At 70.5% G+C, this 18,800-nt stretch carries 13 protein-coding genes and 2 tRNA genes; 7 read left to right on the forward strand and 8 right to left on the reverse strand.

The features are described 5' to 3' along the window. Positions 1 to 527: hypothetical protein (locus ACYVOM_RS06640; protein ID WP_460302303.1), on the reverse strand; the 527-nt coding region annotated here is incomplete at its 3' end. A 745-nt stretch (positions 528 to 1,272) separates the two neighbouring features. On the opposite strand from ACYVOM_RS06640, the gene ACYVOM_RS06645 reads away from it, so the two are divergent. The 3 genes from ACYVOM_RS06645 to ACYVOM_RS06655 all read left to right on the forward strand — a co-directional run bounded on the left by ACYVOM_RS06645 (position 1,273) and on the right by ACYVOM_RS06655 (position 4,467). Further along, complete coding sequence (locus ACYVOM_RS06645; protein ID WP_460302304.1) at positions 1,273 to 1,611, forward strand: hypothetical protein; 339 nt, start codon at positions 1,273 to 1,275, stop codon at positions 1,609 to 1,611. A gap of 927 nt (positions 1,612 to 2,538) precedes the next feature. Further along, a tRNA-Ser gene (locus ACYVOM_RS06650) sits at positions 2,539 to 2,632 on the forward strand. Between the two features lie 197 nt (positions 2,633 to 2,829). Next, positions 2,830 to 4,467 carry an ABC-F family ATP-binding cassette domain-containing protein gene (locus ACYVOM_RS06655; RefSeq protein ID WP_460302305.1) on the forward strand — a complete coding sequence of 546 codons (1,638 nt, stop codon included), beginning with the start codon at positions 2,830 to 2,832 and terminating at the stop codon, positions 4,465 to 4,467. A gap of 224 nt (positions 4,468 to 4,691) precedes the next feature. Here the strand turns inward: ACYVOM_RS06655 and ACYVOM_RS06660 are convergent, their stop codons facing one another. Further along, positions 4,692 to 5,954: an alpha/beta fold hydrolase gene (locus ACYVOM_RS06660; RefSeq protein ID WP_460302306.1), complete on the reverse strand. Its 1,263-nt coding sequence runs from the start codon at positions 5,952 to 5,954 to the stop codon at positions 4,692 to 4,694. A 60-nt stretch (positions 5,955 to 6,014) separates the two neighbouring features. Between ACYVOM_RS06660 and ACYVOM_RS06665 the strand changes: the two genes are divergently transcribed. Together ACYVOM_RS06665 and ACYVOM_RS06670 are read left to right on the forward strand one after the other, a co-directional pair. Further along, on the forward strand, positions 6,015 to 6,920 hold the full coding sequence (locus tag ACYVOM_RS06665) for a LysR family transcriptional regulator (protein WP_460302307.1): 906 nt from the start codon (positions 6,015 to 6,017) through the stop codon (positions 6,918 to 6,920). An 86-nt stretch (positions 6,921 to 7,006) separates the two neighbouring features. Beyond that, positions 7,007 to 7,612, forward strand: a complete 606-nt coding sequence (locus tag ACYVOM_RS06670; RefSeq protein ID WP_460302308.1) for a hypothetical protein — start codon at positions 7,007 to 7,009, stop codon at positions 7,610 to 7,612. An 83-nt stretch (positions 7,613 to 7,695) separates the two neighbouring features. Here the strand turns inward: ACYVOM_RS06670 and ACYVOM_RS06675 are convergent, their stop codons facing one another. The 4 genes from ACYVOM_RS06675 to topA form a co-directional block, all read right to left on the reverse strand. After that, a complete protein-coding gene (locus ACYVOM_RS06675; RefSeq protein WP_460302309.1) occupies positions 7,696 to 9,366 on the reverse strand; it encodes a S8 family peptidase in 1,671 nt (556 codons plus the stop codon). An 84-nt stretch (positions 9,367 to 9,450) separates the two neighbouring features. Further along, on the reverse strand, positions 9,451 to 10,602 hold the full coding sequence (locus ACYVOM_RS06680; protein WP_460302310.1) for a DNA polymerase III subunit delta': 1,152 nt from the start codon (positions 10,600 to 10,602) through the stop codon (positions 9,451 to 9,453). A 50-nt stretch (positions 10,603 to 10,652) separates the two neighbouring features. Further along, entirely contained in the window at positions 10,653 to 12,653 is a 2,001-nt protein-coding gene (gene tmk / locus ACYVOM_RS06685) for a dTMP kinase (protein WP_460302311.1), read from the reverse strand. A 28-nt stretch (positions 12,654 to 12,681) separates the two neighbouring features. Beyond that, a complete protein-coding gene (topA, locus tag ACYVOM_RS06690; RefSeq protein WP_460302312.1) occupies positions 12,682 to 15,423 on the reverse strand; it encodes a type I DNA topoisomerase in 2,742 nt (913 codons plus the stop codon). Positions 15,424 to 15,654: 231 nt separating this feature from the next. Here topA and ACYVOM_RS06695 point away from each other — a divergent pair, with 231 nt between their 5' ends. Then, a complete protein-coding gene (locus tag ACYVOM_RS06695) occupies positions 15,655 to 15,852 on the forward strand; it encodes a DUF5703 family protein (RefSeq protein WP_123669916.1) in 198 nt (65 codons plus the stop codon). A 75-nt stretch (positions 15,853 to 15,927) separates the two neighbouring features. Here ACYVOM_RS06695 and ACYVOM_RS06700 read toward each other — a convergent pair whose 3' ends face one another. Both ACYVOM_RS06700 and ACYVOM_RS06705 read right to left on the reverse strand, forming a co-directional pair. Then, positions 15,928 to 16,545, reverse strand: a complete 618-nt coding sequence (locus tag ACYVOM_RS06700) for a hypothetical protein (RefSeq protein WP_460302313.1) — start codon at positions 16,543 to 16,545, stop codon at positions 15,928 to 15,930. A 566-nt stretch (positions 16,546 to 17,111) separates the two neighbouring features. Further along, complete coding sequence (locus ACYVOM_RS06705; protein ID WP_460302314.1) at positions 17,112 to 18,404, reverse strand: M20/M25/M40 family metallo-hydrolase; 1,293 nt, start codon at positions 18,402 to 18,404, stop codon at positions 17,112 to 17,114. A 205-nt stretch (positions 18,405 to 18,609) separates the two neighbouring features. Between ACYVOM_RS06705 and ACYVOM_RS06710 the strand changes: the two genes are divergently transcribed. Further along, positions 18,610 to 18,694: transfer RNA gene (locus tag ACYVOM_RS06710), tRNA-Leu, on the forward strand. Positions 18,695 to 18,800: the final 106 nt, after the last annotated feature.

Consider the following 18,800-nt stretch of genomic DNA (forward strand, 5'->3'; position numbering starts at 1 on the left):
AGCAGGGGTAGTGCGAGCTGTCCGGTGCGTTGGTCTATCGCCTCGGTAAAGGCTGGCCAGTTGAGCTTGCGGAAGCTGTGCTGGGTTCCGGGGATGAGGCACAGTTGCCGTAGTTCGCTGCCGGACAGGATGCCCGGAAGGTCTATCCATGCCGCTTCGTGCTGGGAGGCGTAGGAGGTGACCTCTTTGTCCTGGCGGATCGCGATGTCGAACTCGTGCTTGCATCCATAGCAGCGGTAGGTGGGCTGTTGCACACCGCGGGTCTTGATGCTGGAGTTCCCGCAGCCGGGGCACTTGTAGATCGGTTTCTGCACCTGCTTGGTCAGAATCTCTTCGATCACCGAGACACCCAGCAGGGTGTGCTTGTCCCAGAGCGCGATCACATCGCCAGGCGCTACCACGGCCGAGTGAGGGACGGTGCTGTCCCAGCGGTACGACTTGTTGGGTACGTCCGGGTATCCGTCGTTTCCTCCGTGCTCTCGCTTGCCGGAGACCGTCAGTGCCAGCCATGCCGTCGGTTCGCTCATGATGCCCCTGGAAGTTCGAAGCCAGAACCTCAACGCTAACCAGCGCCGCCGACAGAACAACCGAGATTCTCGATGTTCGGCCGGGGTACCAGGGAGGAGATCCCCTTTGGCCCGTGATTCTCCGATCGACGCGACACCCGCACCCGCCCGCTCAGCCGCCGATCGGTTCCCCGGAGTGACGAACTGGGTGACAACGTAGGGGGACAGACACGGATCCCAACGTACGGCTGAGGAATCCCCGCCCTGGTCAGAGCCGCGATGGGTGCGGTAGCGATCCTGCATCGCTTCGTTCGGGAGAAGAGGCCGAGGGATGATTCGGTTGATCGAGCTCGAAGCGGGGGCATGCCGCCCCCAGCCCCCCGCCGACCGGAGGACTCGCCCGCGCGAATCCCTCTGTCGCACCGTCTCGCCGTTCGCGCGGTCAAGCCCTCCGGAACGATGCTGCGGCCGTGTCGGGTAGTCGAGGGAATGGGCAACGGGTAGAGGAGCAAGGTCGAGTACCGACAGGGCACAGCGGAGAAGCTCGGGCGATTAGGCGAGGTGATTAAGGGGCGGTAGGGATCACGGGTGGTATGTCGATCATGCTGGTCAGGGCGTGGAGGGCGGTAGGTCCAGGAGATTCCCAAGCTGACCACGCGGGTTCAATTCCCGTCATCCGCGCTGTCCACGAAGTCCTGGCTCAGGGCACCCGGAACCGGACCTCTGATCACCTCCGAGGCTTGTCGCGTTCTGAGATCATTCCGGCATGAGCTACGACCTTGCGATCTGGGAAGGCGAGACACCTCCAAATGATCATTCGGCAGGCGTCATCTACGACGCACACATGGAGGTCATGGAGCTCAACGACGAGGACCCTCCCACTCCACTGATTCAGTTGTTCATGGAGCGGCTTTTGGAGCACTTGCCCGACGAGAGCGGAGCATGGTCATCGGCTCCTGCGATCGAGTCAGCGAGTGGCTCCGTCGCCTATCTGACCTTCACCTGGGGCCAGGGGATAGAAGCCGCGACCTTTGCGGCTCGGCTTGCTTCCGAGCTGGGTCTGATCTGCTACGACCCGCAGCGCGAGAGACTGCGCACCGACTGAACCAGGTCCTGCTAACAGCGCGCTAACAACGGACTCGGACGACGATGGGCGAGCGTGGATCACCGAGAGACCTCCGCGCAGGCCAGGGTGCTGATCCGCACGGCCGTGGACGGGCTTGATCTTGCTACGGATCAGATGGCGGCGATGAACCACACCGCGTCATCGGGAAGGTCTTGCTCCTCCAGTTCGAGATGGAATGCCGACCCTGGTCTGAGCGGGGTCCACCCTCTTGCCAGGGCTGTGCGGATGGACGAGGCGACAAGAGCCGGCCGCACCGTCATCGACCGGCCACCTATCCAACTCCGCGGGTGAGCGCAGGGCACGGAGACCGCCAGAACGCTGCCCACCCGTTCCGAGTGCTCCACGGCAAAAGTGAGCGGGCCCCACTCGCTGCCCTGGCAGTAGGTCATCTTCCGGCGTACCGTCCAGCGATAGTCGAGGCCATCAACCGTGATACCCCGAGAGCCCTTCCTGACAAGCGCCATCTCTTCTCCTCACCAGGTCCACCAGCATGGACACCTGGCACCGAACAATCAACGGATTTCAGGCGGACAGCGCAGGCTAGTGGGTGTCCAAATGAGTGGCAACCTCTGGGGAAGAGCGCGGACCCTCCAGGACTCTCACGGACTTCCGGCGCTGGTCGGGGTGTGTCCGGCCCCAGCAACGATCTTGGGTTACTTCGTTCGGGACGAAGAGGCCGACGGGATGAGTCGGTTGATCGAGCTTGAAGCGGGGGGCTGCCGCCCCCAGCCCCCCGCAAGCCGGCGCACTCACCCGCGCGAAACCGCCTGTCACACCGTCTCGCCGTTCGCGCGGGCGAGCACTCCGGGACGGGCGTGATGGGCTCGCGGTCGGATGGTGGTTGCTAACGGGGGCGCTAACAACAGAGCTGGGCGAGGGTGGATCGGGGTGGACGGCGTGAGGGCTGGGGAGCAGGTCAGCGAATGAATGTGGATGACTGTGGATGGGGTTGGGCGGACTTTTAATCCGTAGGTTGTGGGTTCGAGTCCCACACGACCCACTCAGTGGGCTCCTGGCCAGGGGTCGGGGGTATGAGGGGGCTTCGGCCCCCATAAAACCCCCGTGGGCTGGGGGATCCGGCTGGCTTGGTGCGGTGGGGGGTGGCTTTCTGGGGGCTGTTGGGGGCTTGGCCGGGGGGTGGGGGGTTGTTCACAGGGGTGTCGGCGGGATGTTCGGGGGGCGGGTAGCGTTCCGGGCATGAGCGCGACGATCGTGGTGAAGGGGCTGGCGGCGGGGCACGGGGGCCGGGCGCTGTTCGCGGGGCTGGACCTTGTGGTGGCGCCGGGCGAGGTCGTCGGTCTGGTCGGGGTGAACGGGGCCGGCAAGAGCACGCTGCTGCGCACGCTCGCGGGCGAGGTGTCCGCCGAAGAAGGCGAGGTGCGGGTCAACCCGGGGCACGCCACGGTCGGGTACCTGCCACAGGAGCCGGAGCGCAGGCCGGGCGAGAGCATCCGGGACTTCCTCGCGCGGCGCACCGGTGTCGCCGCGGCCCAGGCCGCGTTCGACGCCGCCACCGAGCGGTTCGGCGCGGGCGAGCCGGGCGCCGACGAGGAGTACGCCGTCGCCTTGGAGCGCTGGCTCGCGCTCGGCGGCGCCGACCTCGACGAACGCGCCGAGGAGGTCGCCGCCGACCTGGGCCTGTCGGTCGGCCTCGACCAGGAGATGACCTCGCTGTCCGGCGGGCAGGCCGCCCGTGCGGGCCTCGCGAGCCTCCTCCTCAGCCGCTACGACGTCTTCCTGCTCGACGAGCCCACCAACGACCTCGACCTCGACGGCCTGGAGCGCCTGGAGAAGTTCGTCAAGGGCCTGCGCGCGGCCACCGTGCTGGTCAGCCACGACCGCGAGTTCCTCGCCCGGACCGTCGACCGCGTGGTCGAGCTCGACCTGCACCAGGGGCAGATCAACGTCTACGGCGGCGGCTACGAGGCCTACCTCGCCGAGCGGGAGATAGCCCGGCGGCATGCCCGCGCGGAGTACGAGGAGTACGCGGACAAGCTCGGCACGCTCAAGGACCGCGCGGTCCAGCAGCGCAACTGGATGGACAAGGGCGTCCGCAACGCCCGCCGCAAGGCCCCCGACAACGACAAGATCGGCAAGCGGCACCGCGCGGAGACCAGCGAGAAGCAGGCCGCCAAGGCCCGGCAGACCGAGCGCGCGATCGAACGGCTGGATGAGGTCGCCGAACCGCGCAAGGAGTGGGAGCTGCGCATGGAGATCGCGGCCGCCCCGCGCTCCGGCGCGGTCACCGCGACGGCCCGCGAGGCGGTCGTGCGCCGCGGCGGCTTCACCCTCGGGCCGATCACCCTGGAGATCGGCTGGGCCGAGAAGGTCGCCATCACCGGCCCGAACGGCGCGGGGAAGTCCACCCTGCTGGCGGTCCTGCTGGGCCGCCTCGCCCCTGACCAGGGCACCGCCTCCCTCGGCCCCGGCGTCGTCGTCGGCGAGGTCGACCAGGCCCGCCGCCTCTTCGAGACCGGCGCTCCCCTGCTCGACGCCTTCCGCGTCCACGTGCCCGACCTCTCCCCCGCCGACGCCCGCACCCTCCTCGCCAAGTTCGCCCTGAGGGCCGACCACGTCACCCGCCCCTCCTCGACCCTCTCCCCAGGCGAGCGCACCCGAGCCGCCCTCGCGCTCCTCCAGGCCCGCGGCGTCAACCTCCTCGTCCTGGACGAGCCCACCAACCACCTCGACCTGGCGGCCATCGAGCAACTCGAATCAGCCCTCGCCGCCTACCCGGGCACCCTCCTCCTGGTCACCCACGACCGCCGCATGCTGGAAGCCGTCCAGACCACCCGAACCCTCCGCATCGACAACGGCCACCTCACCGAACTCTGACCCCCTCACCCGGACCGCCTCCGGCGGCCGCGACGCGATGCGTGCGGGCGGTTCGTCCTCGCCCAGGCGAGCGACAGAGCCCCCGTCGTCGGATCATCACGGCGTCCGGCCCGGCGGCTCGGCCACCACGTCCGGCCCTCGTCCCCATCGCGAAGGGTTCCTCGACCTTTTCCAGGCCGTCGGCCCGCGCCTCCAGAGGCCTGGGACGTCGCCTCCGGCTCGGTTCAGGGGTGGAGGAGGGAGCGGAGGTGGGTGAGGACTCTGGGGGACTCTCGGAGGCCGTCGTGGGCGTGGTCGGGGGTGAGCCAGGGGGTGAGGCCGGCGATGGACGCGGCGGTGGTGAGGGACATTTCGCGGTCCACGTACATGTCGTCGGCGTAGATGGCGGCGGCGACGGGCACGGTGTTGCGGGCGAGGGCGGCGGGGTCGTAGAGCGGGGGCCAGTCGGTGAAGGAGGCCAGGGAGTGGGCGGCGGCGCGGAGGGGGGCCAGGGCCGAGTCCTCTTCGAAGAGCCAGGGGTAGATCATCTCGCCGGTGAAGCGGAAGGGGGCCGAGCCGTCGAACTCGGGGAAGTCGGCGCGGACGCGGTCGGCGGCCCAGTCCGTCGCGCCGCCCTGCGCGTAGATGGACTCGTGGAGGACGGCGTACAGGGGGTACTCGGCGAAGGAGATCCTGGCTTCGAGGCGGCGGAGGAACACCTCCGACAGCAGGGACGGGCCCGCGAAGGCCTCCTCCAGGAGGTAGTGCAGGTCGTCGAACTCGGACTTCGTGCCGAAGCCGAGGCCGGCCGTCTGGAAGCGGCGTACGGTGAGGCGCTCTCCCGACGGGAGGCGGACGTCGTCCTTGCGGAGGATTTCGGCGACGCGCAGGGCGGTCTCCTCGTCCCCCGGGTAGCGGGCGAAGAAGCGTTCGTTGTGCGCCAGGACCCTGGGGTAGGCGGCCCGGTAGACGTCCTCCGCCGTCGCGGTGAGCGAGGGCAGGCCGCCCGTGATGAAGACCTCACTGAGCCCTTCGGGGGCGAACGAGAGGTAGGTCACGGCGCAGAATCCGCCGAAGCTCTGCCCGAGGACGCCCCAGGGCCGTCCGCCGGTGAGGTGCGCGCGCAGCAGTTCGGCGTCCTTGACGATGGAGTCGGCGCGGAAGAGGCGGAGGCGGGCGGCGGCGTCCGGGTGGTCGGCGAGCGTCTGGCGGGTGAGGGGGGTGCTGCGGCCGGTGCCCCGCTGGTCGAGGAGGACGACGCGGTAGTCCTGCGCGGCGGTCTCCACCCAGGCGGGGAGGCCGCGGGGGGCCCGGTGGCCGGGTCCGCCCTGGAGGTAGAGGAGCCAGGGCAGTCCGTCGTTCTCGCGGGCTTCGGCGACGATCTCGCGGGCGAAGAGCGCGACGCGCTCACCGTCGGGTGCGGCGTGGTCGAGAGGCACCTCAAGGAGATGATCTGTCAGTACATATCCCGAGTGACGGTAGATCACCTTGTCGTCGCGCTCTGTCATCGCCTCTAGGTACCTGTCCTTTATGTGTATATTTTTCAGGTTAATGGAGAAGGGCAGGTCATGCAGCTGGAGCTCAGGCATCTGCGCACCCTGTGCGCGATCGCCGACGCCGGCAGCCTCAGCCGGGCCGCCGCCTCCGTCGGAGTCTCGCAGCCCGCGCTGACGGCGCAACTGCACCGGATCGAGGAGTCCCTCGGCGGCCAGCTGTTCCAACGCGGCAGGTTCGGCGTACTTCCGACGCCTTTCGGGCAGTTCGTTCTGACCCGTGCCCGATCGGTGCTGCTCACCGTCGAGGAGCTGATCACCGGCGCCGCCTCGCCGGAGAACCGCGCCACCCTGCGCATCGGCGGCTACGCGACGCCGCTGCTCACCGGGCTCGTCCGCCGCCTGTTCGCCGAGCCCGACGCCTCGATCACCGTGCACACCGAGTACTCGCCGCGGCTGCTGCTCGACCTCCTCGCCGCCAAGCGCCTCGACGCCGCCGCGCTCGTCGACTACCCGGGGTACGAGCCGCCCGTGCCGTCGTCGGTGGAGATCAGGTCGATCGCGGTCGAGCCGATCCACGCCCTGGTCCCGGCCGAGCACCGGCTGGCCGCGGCCGTCGAGATCTCCCTCGCCGACCTCGCCGACGAGGACTGGGTCCTCACCCCCTCCGACGGAGTCGGCTGGCACGAGTACATCTACGCGACGTGCGAGGAGAGCGGATTCACCCCGCGCGTCCGGCACATGATGACCGAGCAGCCCATGACGCGGTCCCTCGTCGCCGACCACGGCGCGGTGACGCTCTGCCAGGCGACGGCCGTCGCGTCGCCCGGGGTGGCGATCCGGCCGCTGAAGGGCGCTCCGCTGCGGCTGCGGCACGTGGTGGCCTGGCGGACGGACGGTCCGATCGCGCACCGCAGCGCGGAGTTCGTGGCGATGGCCGTGGCCGCCCATGACGAGGCATCCCGACCACCCATGACATAGATCCCGAGACAGACGGGACCGGAACCCCTGGGCTCCAGGTCGTCTCCCGGGCGAAGCTCTCTTCCAGACAAGGAAGTGAGTCGATCATGAACATCGGACGAGGCCTCGCGATCCTGCTCAGCGCCGGAGTCCTCAGCGGGTGCACGGTGAGCGTCGGGGACACCGGGGTCGAGACGAGCCGCCCGTCGCGCACCGAGCGGTCGGATTCCCAGCAGTCGGGGACCGCGGGCTCGCCTTCGCAGCCCGCGGAGCGCCGCGTCGTGGCGCCCGCCTCTGCGGGCGGGCTGGACCAGGTGCAGGGCCTGTCGGACGTCCCGATCGACCCGGGCGAGATGGCCGCGGGCATGAACCTCGTCGCCGCCCAGTTCGCCGCCCCGGGCGGCTCCGCCGACGACGCCGTGCTGGTCGTGGCCGTCGACCACGTGCCCGAGGACACCTCGGAGCGCCGCGAGCACCTCTGGCGGGGCCTCCTCGACCGGATCGGCTGGACCGAGGGCGCGTCGGCGCAGCCCTACCCGGCGGGCCCGCTCGGCGGCTCCCTGGAGTGCTTCCTGGCCTCCCTGGCCGAGACCGGCCAGGTCGTCTGCGGCTGGGCCGACGTCGGCACCGCGGGCGTGGCCCTCTTCCCCGACAGCGATCTCCCGACCGCCGCGCGCACCTTCGCCGACATGCGCGCCGACATCGAACAGTAGAGACTCCCGCCGCCCGCACGGCGGGACCCGCGGCGGGCCAGACCGGCGACCCTTCCCCCAGCCCCTGGCCCGCCCGACCCTCGTCAGGAGACGGCGTTGCGCGCGTTGGTCACGCCGGCGCCGAAGAACCCGTTGTCGGCCTTGGTGCCCTCGCAGGTCTGGGTGGAGGTGGCGTTGGTCTTGCCGCCCAGGTTCCACGTGTAGGTGTAGGTGGCCGGGTCAGGGCAGGGTTGGGCGACGGCGCTCGACAGGAGCCGCTTCTTCACCTCGTCCGGGTCGAGGGTGAGGCCGCCGTGGGCCGCGTCCGCCTTCCCGAAGCGGCTGACGATGAGCGCGGCCACCCCCGCGACGTGCGGCGCGGCCATCGAGGTGCCCTGGAAGGACGCGTAGTAGGCGTTGTCCTGCTTCACCACGTAGGGGACGGCCGGGGTCCCGTCCTTGCGGATCGTGCCGGCGGCCTTCCCCACGTTCTCGGGGTAGGCGGCCCAGACGCCGATCTCGTCGTCCACCTTGCCGTCGGGGGTGTCGACCTTGTCGCCGCCGGGCGCGGCGAGCTTGATGTAGCCGAGCCCGAAGCTGGAGTAATAGGCCTTGCGCCCGGTGATCCCGGTGGCGGAGACGGGGATGACGTGCTGGCCCTCGGAAGGCTGGGAGACGCAGGAGGGCGGCACCTCGCGCGTCCTGGGCTCCTCGCCGGGGACCGAGGCGAAGTTCGGGCTCCCCGAGTCGGTGATCACCTTGGTGTAGTCGGACTTGTCGTTGCCGGCCGCCGCGATCAGCGTGACGCCCCTCTCGTGGGCGTAGCGCAGCGCGCGGTTGACGGCCCGGATGACGGTCCGCTGCTGGGCCTTCTGCTCCAGGGTGGCGCCCGGGTCGTTCGGGCAGTTCCAGGCCCACGGGTCGAGGTAGTACGACATGTTGACGACGTCGATGCCGTTGTCCGCGGCGTAGACGAGGGCGTCGAGGGTGGGCTTGAGGAAGAACTGGCCGGAGTCCTGGCCGGTGCGGAGGTTGACGATGGTGACGTTCGGGGCGACTCCGGTGATCCCGACGCCGTCGTCGGGAGCCGCGATCGTCGAGGCGATGTGGGTGCCGTGCTCGTTCTCGTCGATGTCGGCGGGGTCTGCGCAGGACTGGTCGGGTTCGGTAGAGCAGGGCCCGTCGATCTCGACGCCGTTGGCGTCCGAGGGCACGTCGGTGGTGAAGTTGCGGCTGAGCGCGCGGTCGAAGTTGGGCGCGATGTCGGGATGGGAGGCGTCGATGCCGGTGTCCATCACGCCGACGAGGACGCGTTTGTCGCCCTTCGTCACCGCATGGGCCTCCGCCGTCTGGATCTGCCGCATGTCCCACTGCCGTTCGGCGACGGGCTTTCCCGGGCCTTGGGCGCCGGTCGCGCTCGGCTCTGGGGAGGCCGCGGATCCGGCGGCGAGATCGCTCGGGTCGCCGCCCTGGGGCACCGCGGCGACGGGCCGGTTCGGCGCGACTCCGGCGAGGGCCTCGGCGCGCAGGACGGACGGCACGAAGTCGGTGTCGGCGGTCCGGACCGTGGCGTAGCCGAGTTCGGTGTTCTCCTCGAGCACGGTGCCTCCGGCCGCGCGTACCGCGGCGCGGGCCGTGCCGACGGGGGTGTCCTCGGCGTAGAGCACGAGGAACTCCCGTTCGCCCGGTATGGCAGGTCCCGCGTGCGCGGGCCGGACGATCAGGCAGGCGGTGACGGCGGCCACCGCGGTCGTGGCGGTGAGCACGCGCCGCATCGCACCTCCCGGGAAAACGAGCTTCTTCCCGGAACGCTACAGATCATCTCACCAAAGCGGATTCCGCCGAAGGTATCGGGCGGGTCATCCGGTGCGGAGCTCCATCATCATCGCCTCGACGGCGAGCAAGGGATTGACGTTCGCGGCGAGCCGTTCCCGGCATTCCATGATCGAATCCAGTCGGCGCAGGGTGCCTTCCGGGGCGATCCGCCGGGCCGCGTCGGTGAGTTCGCGGGAGCGGTCGCCGTTGACCAGGGGGACGGACGCGCCGAACTGGAGGGAGAGCACGTCGCGGTAGAAGGAGGCGAGGTCGAGCAGGGCACGGTCGAGGGCGTCGCGCTTCAGCCGGGTCGCCCGCGACTTCTGCCGGTCCTCCAGCTCCTTCAGCGCGCCCGCGGTGCCGCGCGGCATCCGGCCCTTGGCGGACTCGCCGAGCGCCTGGCGCATCGCGGAGGTCTCGGCCTCGTTGAGCTCCTCGGTGCGCGCCTTGGCCTCCTCCTCCGCGGTCTTCACCAGCGCCTCGGCGGCCATGACGGCCGGGCCGACGGCGGTGAGCCGGGCGGGCACGGAGAGGACGTCGCCGCGGCGGCCGCGCACTGAGGGGTCGCCGGCGAGCTGCCGGGCGCGGGCGATGTCGCCCTGCGCGGCCTGGGCACAGACCCGGGCGAGCTCGGGGTCGATCCCGTCGCGCTGGACCAGCAGGCCGGTGACGGCTTCGGCCGACGGGGTGCGCAAGGTCACCAGGCGGCAGCGCGACCGGATCGTCATGACGAGGTCGTCCGGGGAGGGGGCGCACAGCAGCCACACCGTCTTGGGCGGAGGCTCCTCGATCGCCTTGAGCAGTGCGTTCGCGGCGGCTTCGGTGGCCCGGTCGGCGTCCTCGAACAGCACGATCTGCCAGCGCCCGCCCGTCGGCCGGGCGGCGGCGCGCAGCACGAGCTCGCGGGTCTCGCGGACGGAGTAGGACAGCCCCTGCGGCCGGACGACCTCAAGGTCCGCGTGGGTGCCGGCGAGCACCTGGTGGCAGGCGGCGCAGTAGCCGCAGCCGGCGGGCTCCGCCGTGCACTGGAGGCCCGCGGCGAAGGCGGTGGCGGCGGCCTCGCGGCCCGAGCCGGGCGGCCCGGTGAACAGCCAGGCGTGGGTCATGCCGCCCGCGCCCGCGCGCGCCGCCGCGACCGCCGCCTGGAGCTGCGCGACGACCGGACCCTGCCCCACCAGATCGTCGAACACCGTCATTCCGCCAGGCTATTGCACCTCGCGGCCCTTCCGGGGCGGGTCGGCGCGGGTCAGACGTCCCGGATCGCCGGGAAGGTCGAGGTGATGTCCTCGGTGGAGGCAGGGACGGGGTCGGGCAGCATCGCGCGGACGCGGGCTCGGATCTGCCGGGTGATCTCGTCCTGGTCCCCGGAGGCGTCCAGGACGAGGTAGCGGTCGGGTTCTGCGTCGGCGAGGGCGCGGAATCCGCGGCGGACCCTGTCGTGGAAGTCGTGCGGCTCGGACTCGATCCGGTCGGCGGGTGTGGCGAACCGGTTCAGTCCGACGGACGGGGGCACGTCGAGCAGCACGGTCAGGTCCGGGACGAGGTCGCCGGTCGCCCAGGCGTTGACGGCCCGGATCTCCTCGACGGCCTGCTCCCGCCCGTAGGCCTGGTAGGCCAGGGAGGAGTCGACGTACCGGTCGGTGATGACCACCGAGCCGTGCTGGAGCGCGGGCCGGATGACCGCGTCGACGTGCTGGGCCCGGTCGGCGGCGTACAGCAGGGACTCGGCGCGGTCGGACAGCGCGGTGGTGTCGCGGTCGAGCAGGATCGCGCGAAGGCGCATCCCGACCTTGGTCGCGCCGGGCTCGCGGGTGGTCACCACGTCGAAGCCGTTGTCGCGCAGCCAGATCGCGAGCAGCCGAGACTGGGTGGTCTTGCCCGCGCCCTCACCGCCTTCGAAGGCGATGAACAGGCCGCGCTCCTTCTTCTTGCCCGGGGCGGGCGGTACATAGGCCACGCCCTGAAGCGCACCATAGAGGTCGGCCTTCAGGGGGATGCCGCGCCGGTCGTCGGCGAGACGGAACGTGGTGAGCCCGGCGAGCAGCGTGACCAGCGCGCCGATGAGCAGCACCTCCGCGGTCCCCTGGACGCTGTAGGAGACGTCGCCGAGGGCGAGGGTGTGCTGACCCAGCGCGCCGGCCGCCGCGGGCGCCACGACCGCGCTCACGGTGAGCACGACGCGGACGAGCGAGCGCAGGTACGAGGAGGTCCGCTCCCGCAGGTCCTCGCGGATCTCCTCGGTGGTGATGACCTGGGCCGTCGCGCCCGCGACGCCCGCGCCGAACCCGACGAGCCCGGCCAGCACGAACACCGCGACGAGCTCCTGGATCAGCGCGGCGGGGACGAGGGCCAGGGCGGTGGCCGGCACGGCCAGGCCGAAGAGGCGGCGGCGGCTCAGGTCCCGCAGGATGCGCGGGCCGAGGAGCATCCCGGACGACAGGCCGAGGAAGACCGCGGCGAAGAGCATCCCGAACCCGGCGTCCCCGGCGCCCAGCGCGGCGGCGGCGGGCCGCAGAACGCCGATGAGGAGGCCGCCCGCCAGGGAGACCCCGGCGAGCCCGACGATCAGGCCGCGGACGAGCGGGGTGCCTCCGGCGTACTTCCAGCCGTCGAGGATCCGCCCCGGCAGGGAGGGCACGGAGACGGGGTGGCGGGAGGCGCCCGTCTTGAGGGTGAACGAGACGACGGCCCCGACGAGGAAGACGCCCGCGCAGACGTACAGGGCCAGATCCGGCCCGGGGACGAAGAGGTCCGCCAGGAGCGCCGTGACGGCGAACAGTACGCCCGCCACGGGCGCGGCCCCGTAGACCGTCCACACGGCGACGCTCTTCGCCCGCGGGTAGGCCTTCGGGGGCACCACCGCGGGCACCGTCGCGTCCTCGGCGGGCCTGCGCAGCAGCGAAGCCATCTCGGTGAGGAACGCCGCGGCGAACACCCACTCCAGGCGGCCGACGAGCGGGACCGAAAGGACGAGCGCGAACCGCACGACGTCCGCGCAGAGCAGCACGGCGCGGCGGTCGAGCCGGTCGGCGAGCGCGCCCATGAGGGGGCCGAACAGCAGGACCGGCAGCAGCTTCGCCGCCAGCACACCGGAGACGGCGTACGCCTGCGCGGCATAGGAGCCGGTCAGCGCGTGCGCCATCGCCGTGAGCGCGAGGAGGCTCAGCCAGTCCCCCAGGCTGGACAGCGACACCGCGATCCACAGCCGACGGAACGGCATGATCGACAAGACGCCTGGATTGTTCATGCCAGGCAGGGTATCGGCGTGCGTGTCCCTATGCCTGCGACTTGGCCCTTGAGGTAGTGGTCTTCGCCTTGGCCGTCGTCTTCGTCCCGGTCTTGGCCGCGGAGGTCTTGGCAGCCGAGGTCTTGGCAGCGGAGGTCTTCGCCGGCGCCCGCTTCCGGGCGGGCTTCGGCCCCGCGGCCGCGACCTTCTCGCGCCGCTCGGCGAGCAGTTCGGCGGCCCGCTCGATCGTGATCTGCTCGACCTCGTCGCCCTTGCGGAGCGAGGCGTTGGTCTCGCCGTCGGTGACGTACGGGCCGAAGCGGCCCTCCTTGACCGTCACGGGCTGGCCGGAGACGGGGTCGTTGCCGAGCTCGCGCAGCGGCGGCGCGGCGGCCCTGCGGCCCCGCTGCTTCGGCTGCGCGTACAGCGCCTTGGCCTCGTCGATCGTGACGGTGAAGATCTGGTCCTCGCTGGCCAGGGACCGGGAGTCGGTCCCCTTCTTCAGGTAGGGACCGAACCTGCCGTTCTGCGCGGTGACCTCTTCGCCGTCCAGGTCGCCGACGACCCTGGGCAGCGACATCAGCTGGAGCGCCTGCTCCAGCGTGATCGTGTCCAGGGACATGTCCTTGAACAGCGAACCCGTGCGCGGCTTGGGCGCCCCGGCCTTCTTGCGGCCCGACGCCGTCGTCGTCAGCTCCTCGGGCAGGATCTCCGTCACATACGGGCCGAACCGCCCGGACTTGGCGACGACCTCGAAACCCGTCTCCGGATCGCGGCCGAGCACCCTGTCGCCGCTCGGCTGCGCGTACAGCTCGTCGGCCTTGGCCTTGTCCAGCTCGTCGGGCGCCAGGTCCTCGGGGATGTTGACGCGCACGCCGTCACGGTCGAGGTAGGGCCCGTACCTGCCTACGCGGATCATCGTGCCCGGATCGTCCTTCACCGGGAACGAGGAGATCTCCTTGGCGTCGATCTCGCCGAGGTCGGTGACCATCTCCTTCAGCCCGTGCTCACCGTGGTAGAAGCGGTTCAGCCACGGCACCCGCTCGGTCTCGCCGCGGGCGATCGCGTCGAGCGACTCCTCCATCTGCGCGGTGAAGTCGTAGTCGACGAGGTTGCCGAAGTGCTTCTCCATCAGCTGGACGACGGCGAACGCCACGTAGGCCGGGACGAGCGCCGTGCCCTTCTTGAAGACGTAGCCGCGGTCAAGGATCGTCCCGATGATCGAGGAGTAGGTGGACGGCCGGCCGATCTCCCGGTCTTCCAGCTCTTTGATCAGGGACGCCTCGGTGTAGCGGGCGGGCGCGCGGGTCGTGTGGCCCTCGGCGGTCAGCGCGCGCGGGTCCAGCACGTCGCCTTCGGCGAGGACGGGCAGGCGCGACTCCTGGTCGTCGGTGCCCGACTCGGGGTCGTCGGCGCCCTCGACGTAGGCCTTGAGGAAGCCGTGGAAGGTGATCGTGCGGCCGGACGCGCCGAACTCGGCGGCCTCGCCCGTCTGTGACTCGCCGAGAATCCGCACCGAGACCGACTGGCCCAGGGCGTCCTTCATCTGCGACGCGATCGTGCGCTTCCAGATCAGCTCGTACAGCCGGAACTGGTCGCCGGTGAGGCGCGTCTCGGCGGGCGTCTGGAACGTCTCGCCGGCCGGGCGGATCGCCTCGTGCGCCTCCTGCGCGTTCTTGACCTTCGCGGTGTAGACGCGCGGCTTGTCCGGAATGTACTGCGCGCCGTACAGGGCGCTCGCCTGGGAGCGCGCGGCGGAGATCGCGGTCTGGGACAGCGTGATGCTGTCCGTACGCATGTAGGTGATGAAGCCGTTCTCGTACAGCCGCTGCGCGATCTGCATCGCGTACTTCGGCGAGAAGCCCAGCTTGCGGCTCGCCTCCTGCTGCATGGTCGTGGTCCGGAACGGCGCGTACGGCTTGCGCGTGTACGGCTTCTGCTCGACGGACGTGACCTTGAACGGGCGGCCTTCGAGCCGCGAGGCGAGGCCGCGGGCGGACGCCTCGTCCAGCTGCCGCGCACTGCCCTTGACCTTGCCGAGGGAGGTGAAGTCCCTGCCCTGGGCGACGCGGTCGCCGTCGATGGAGACGAGCTTGGCCGTGAAGTGGTTCGGCTCCTCGTCCCTGCCGGTGCCGAGATCGGCGCTGATGTCCCAGTAGTCCGCCGGCACGAACGCGATCCGCTCGCGCTCCCGCTCGACCACGAGCCTGGTCGCGACGGACTGGACGCGGCCCGCCGAGAGCTTCGGCATGACCTTCTTCCACAGGACCGGGCTGACCTCGTAGCCGTAGAGGCGGTCGAGGATGCGGCGGGTCTCCTGGGCGTCGACGAGCTGCAGGTTGAGGTCGCGGGTGTTGGCCGCGGCGGCGCGGATCGCGTCGGGCGTGATCTCGTTGAAGACCATCCGGTGCACCGGGACCTTGGGCTTCAGGACCTCCTGGAGGTGCCAGGCGATCGCCTCGCCCTCCCGGTCCTCGTCCGTGGCCAGGAAGAGCTCGTCGGCCTCGCTGAGCAGCTTCTTCAGCTTGGCGACCTGCTGCCTCTTGTCGGCGTTGACGATGTAGACCGGCTCGAACTCGTGGTCGACGTTCACGCCGAGGCGCCCCCAGGGCTCGGCCTTGTACTTCGCCGGCACCTCGGCCGCGTTCTCTGGGAGATCCCGGATGTGACCGATGCTGGACTCGACCACATAGCCATTGCCGAGGTAGCCCGCGATCTTCTTCGCCTTCGCGGGCGACTCGACGATCACCAGACGGGTGACTCCCGACCTGCTGCCGTTACTGGCTGGCACAGCTCTCCGACCTATCCGTATCGCTTCAAACGCTTCGTTTCCGACTTGCCGTCGCGCAAGGCGCCTTCATCCCGACGGTACCCCCGATGAGGCCTGTCCCCTGCCGTGCGGGGTTCCCGCCCACCACGCGACGATAAACCCTCGACAGGATGACACGCCTCAACGTCAGGGGAGACCAGGCTCTTCCCGAAGGGTTCATCTCGCCGCTCCAGTCTGGCAAACTGGCTGGTGATGGTGGAGTACACCTATCTCATTCTGAATCTGCCGCGAGGGACCACGCGTGAGGCCGCCCGGCAGGTCATGACCGAGCACGCGGAATACGGCGGCTGGGAACTTCACACGGTGCGCGTCCATCGGGACGGAAGACGCCGGATCCAGCTCCGCAAGAAGATCATTCGGGCACGGAGCACCCTGCACCAACCCGCATGAACTACCCATAAAGCCTCAGCAAGCAACAATTTACCCGGGGGCCCGAGCCGCGCTCCCGGGACGGACGAAGCGCTCCTACCGGGGAGAGCCCGGGGTCCGCGGGATCGGCAGCGCCCCGCCGATCGGTGAGATGACCCACGCCGCACGATCCGGCGCGCCCGGCGCGGAGCCCGCCGACGAAGGACGGGCCGGGGTCCAGCCGCTGTGGTGGCCGTAGAGCCTTGGGCGCTCCGGCGCCACGAAGGCGGACGGCGGTGCGGGCCACGAGACGTGCTGGAGGACGCCGGCGGACTGTTTCCGCTCGGCGCGGGCGACCGGGGCCTTCCGGCAGGTCGCGGAGGCCGTGCCGAGGACGGCCACGGCGTTGCCGCAGACGACCAGGCCGCCTTGCCCTTCCGGCTCCGAGCCCGAACAGCCGGAGACGGCGGTGCCCAGGACCGCGACGGCGTTGCCGCACAGGCTGACCGGGGAGGCGTCGGACCCGCCGCTCGTGCAGGTGGAGGTGGCCGCGCCCAGGATGGCGATGGCATGACCGCAGACCTGGAACACGGGAGGAGCGGGCTCGGCGCACTGGCCCTGCGGCTTGGCGCATTCCTCGGGCGGGGCGGCCTGACCGTCATCGGGGCAGGTGCGGTGCCTGGCGGAGGGGACGAGGGACGGGCAGGGGTGGGCGGCGTCTTCGGGGTGCGCCACGGGGTGCGGCACCGTATCGGGTCGGTCGCAGGGGGTCGAGCGGCCGGAAGGCTGGACGCAGGGGATCTTCACCGGGGTGTGCGCGGGCACGGGAGCCGGGAGGCAGTGGGCGTCCGAGCAGTCCGGGCGCGGATCCGGGTGCGGTGGCGTCGCGGGGCCGGGATGGCGGACCGCACAGAAATCCCCGCACAAGGCCGCGAGGGAGACCGGCAGGAGCGAATCCTCGGCGCCGCCCTGGCTTGTGCCAGTGAAGGCCGGGGCGGCGGCCGAGGTTCCGGGGGACCCGTCCCGCCCGGGGGTCTGGGCGGAGACGGCCGAAGGGAGCTGGAAGGCGCCCGTGCCTAGCGTCAGGGCGCAGACGGCGAGAAGAACTCGGCCGACGCGCTGGGTCCGGTTCAGCATGGGGCTCCCGGGGAGATCACGGATCGGATCGCGGGCCGCGTGTCCGGGCCGCCCCCGCCGTCCGGACACACGGGTTCCGCCGCAGAGGAGGGACGATCTCTCCCCTACGGACGGTAACGCTAGCACCACGCGATACCCATTGAGAGCCTTTGAAAACATAAAGGTTATGCGTTGTCCAGGAAACGGTCGAGAACGCGGGCACCGAACTGGAGGCCGTCGACGGGAACGCGTTCGTCGACGCCATGGAACATGCCGGAAAAATCCAGATCAGCCGGGAGCTTGAGGGGGGCGAAGCCATAGCAGCGCATCCCGAGAGTGGCGAACGACTTCGCGTCCGTCCCTGCGCTGAGGCAGTACGGCACGGGGATCGCCCCCGGGTCCGCCCACGTCAGGGCCTCCTCCATCGCCCCGACGAGATCGCCCTCGTATTCCGTTTCGACGGCGATGTCGTAATGGACGAATTCGCGCTGGACCTTCTCCCCGAGAAGCGCGTCGACCGTCTCGAAGAACTCCTTCTCATAGCCGGGCAGGAACCGTCCGTCGATCTGCGCCTCGGCATGCTGCGGAATGACGTTCGTCTTGTATCCGGCGTCCAGGCGGGTCGGGTTGAGGGTGCTGCGCAGCGTGGCCCCGATCATCCGCGCGAGCGTCCCCAGATGCGGCAGGGACGCCTCGGGATCCTTCGGGTCGAACTCCACCCCGTACGCCTCGCACGCCGCCTCCAGGAACCTCCGGACCGTCGGCGTCAACTGCACGGGGAACCTGTGCTCGCCGATCCGCGCGACGGCCTTCGCCAGCTCCGTCACCGCGTTGTCGTCATGGATCATCGACCCGTGGCCGGCGGTCCCGACGGCCTTCAGCCGCATCCACGCCAGGCCCTTCTCGGCCGTCTCGATCAGGTAGAGCCGCCGGTCGCCCGGCACCGACAGGCTGAACCCGCCGACCTCCCCGACGGCCTCCGTGCAGCCCTCGAACAGGTGCGGGTGCTCGTCGACGAGGAAGTGCGCCCCGTACTTCCCGCCGGCCTCCTCGTCGGCGAGGAACGCCAGGACGAGGTCGCGCTTGGGCCGCCGCCCCGTCCGGGCCCGGTCCAGCACGGACGCGAGGATCATCGCGTCCATGTCCTTCATGTCGACGGCTCCACGCCCCCACACGCACCCGTCGGCGATCTCGCCCGAGAACGGGTGGTGCGTCCAGTCCGACGCCTGCGCCGGCACCACGTCGAGGTGCCCGTGCAGCAGCAGCGCGTCCCGGCTCGGATCGGTCCCCTCGATGCGCGCCACCACACTGGTCCGCCGCTTGGCCGACTCCAGCACCGTCGTCTTGATCCCCACCCCCTCGAGCTTCTCCGCGACGTACTCCGCCGCCGCCCGCTCCCCGGGCCCGTCCACGTCCCCCGTGTTGGACGTGTCGATCCGGATCAGCTCCCGGCAGAGCTCAACGACCTCGTTCTCCATGTCTCCCCACCTCCACGCCCCATCCTCCCAGCGCCCCCACCCCCCGAGTCCACCCCCCGAGTCCACCCCCGCCGCCCCCTCCCGACCCCCCCGAACGAGCCCCTCCACCCCAAGATCAGAACGCGTCGAAGATCCGAATCGCGCCCACCCCTCCCCAGTGGTATCGTTCTTCTCGCCGCCGCGCTCACCAGCGCGGAGACACCAAGTCCGGGTGGCGGAATGGCAGACGCGCTAGCTTGAGGTGCTAGTGCCCTTTACGGGGCGTGGGGGTTCAAGTCCCCCCTCGGACACATTTCGTACATGTCTAGAGATTTCGGGCATGGCAGACCCTCGCCAGGGTCAGCTCCAGATGGCCTCTGGTGTTCGTTTTCAAGCCGGACGTTCCTCCTCTCGGGT

Source organism: Actinocorallia aurea (assembly GCF_054783995.1).

Coding starts and splice junctions, on each gene's coding strand:
- ACYVOM_RS06655 (WP_460302305.1), top strand. CDS start 2,830: ATGAGCGCGACGATCGTGGTGAAGGGGCTGGCGGCGGGGCACGGGGGC.
- ACYVOM_RS06660 (WP_460302306.1), bottom strand. CDS start 5,954: ATGACAGAGCGCGACGACAAGGTGATCTACCGTCACTCGGGATATGTA.
- ACYVOM_RS06645 (WP_460302304.1), top strand. CDS start 1,273: ATGAGCTACGACCTTGCGATCTGGGAAGGCGAGACACCTCCAAATGAT.
- ACYVOM_RS06680 (WP_460302310.1), bottom strand. CDS start 10,602: ATGACGGTGTTCGACGATCTGGTGGGGCAGGGTCCGGTCGTCGCGCAG.
- ACYVOM_RS06675 (WP_460302309.1), bottom strand. CDS start 9,366: ATGCGGCGCGTGCTCACCGCCACGACCGCGGTGGCCGCCGTCACCGCC.
- tmk (WP_460302311.1), bottom strand. CDS start 12,653: ATGAACAATCCAGGCGTCTTGTCGATCATGCCGTTCCGTCGGCTGTGG.
- ACYVOM_RS06705 (WP_460302314.1), bottom strand. CDS start 18,404: ATGGAGAACGAGGTCGTTGAGCTCTGCCGGGAGCTGATCCGGATCGAC.
- ACYVOM_RS06670 (WP_460302308.1), top strand. CDS start 7,007: ATGAACATCGGACGAGGCCTCGCGATCCTGCTCAGCGCCGGAGTCCTC.
- ACYVOM_RS06695 (WP_123669916.1), top strand. CDS start 15,655: ATGGTGGAGTACACCTATCTCATTCTGAATCTGCCGCGAGGGACCACG.
- ACYVOM_RS06665 (WP_460302307.1), top strand. CDS start 6,015: ATGCAGCTGGAGCTCAGGCATCTGCGCACCCTGTGCGCGATCGCCGAC.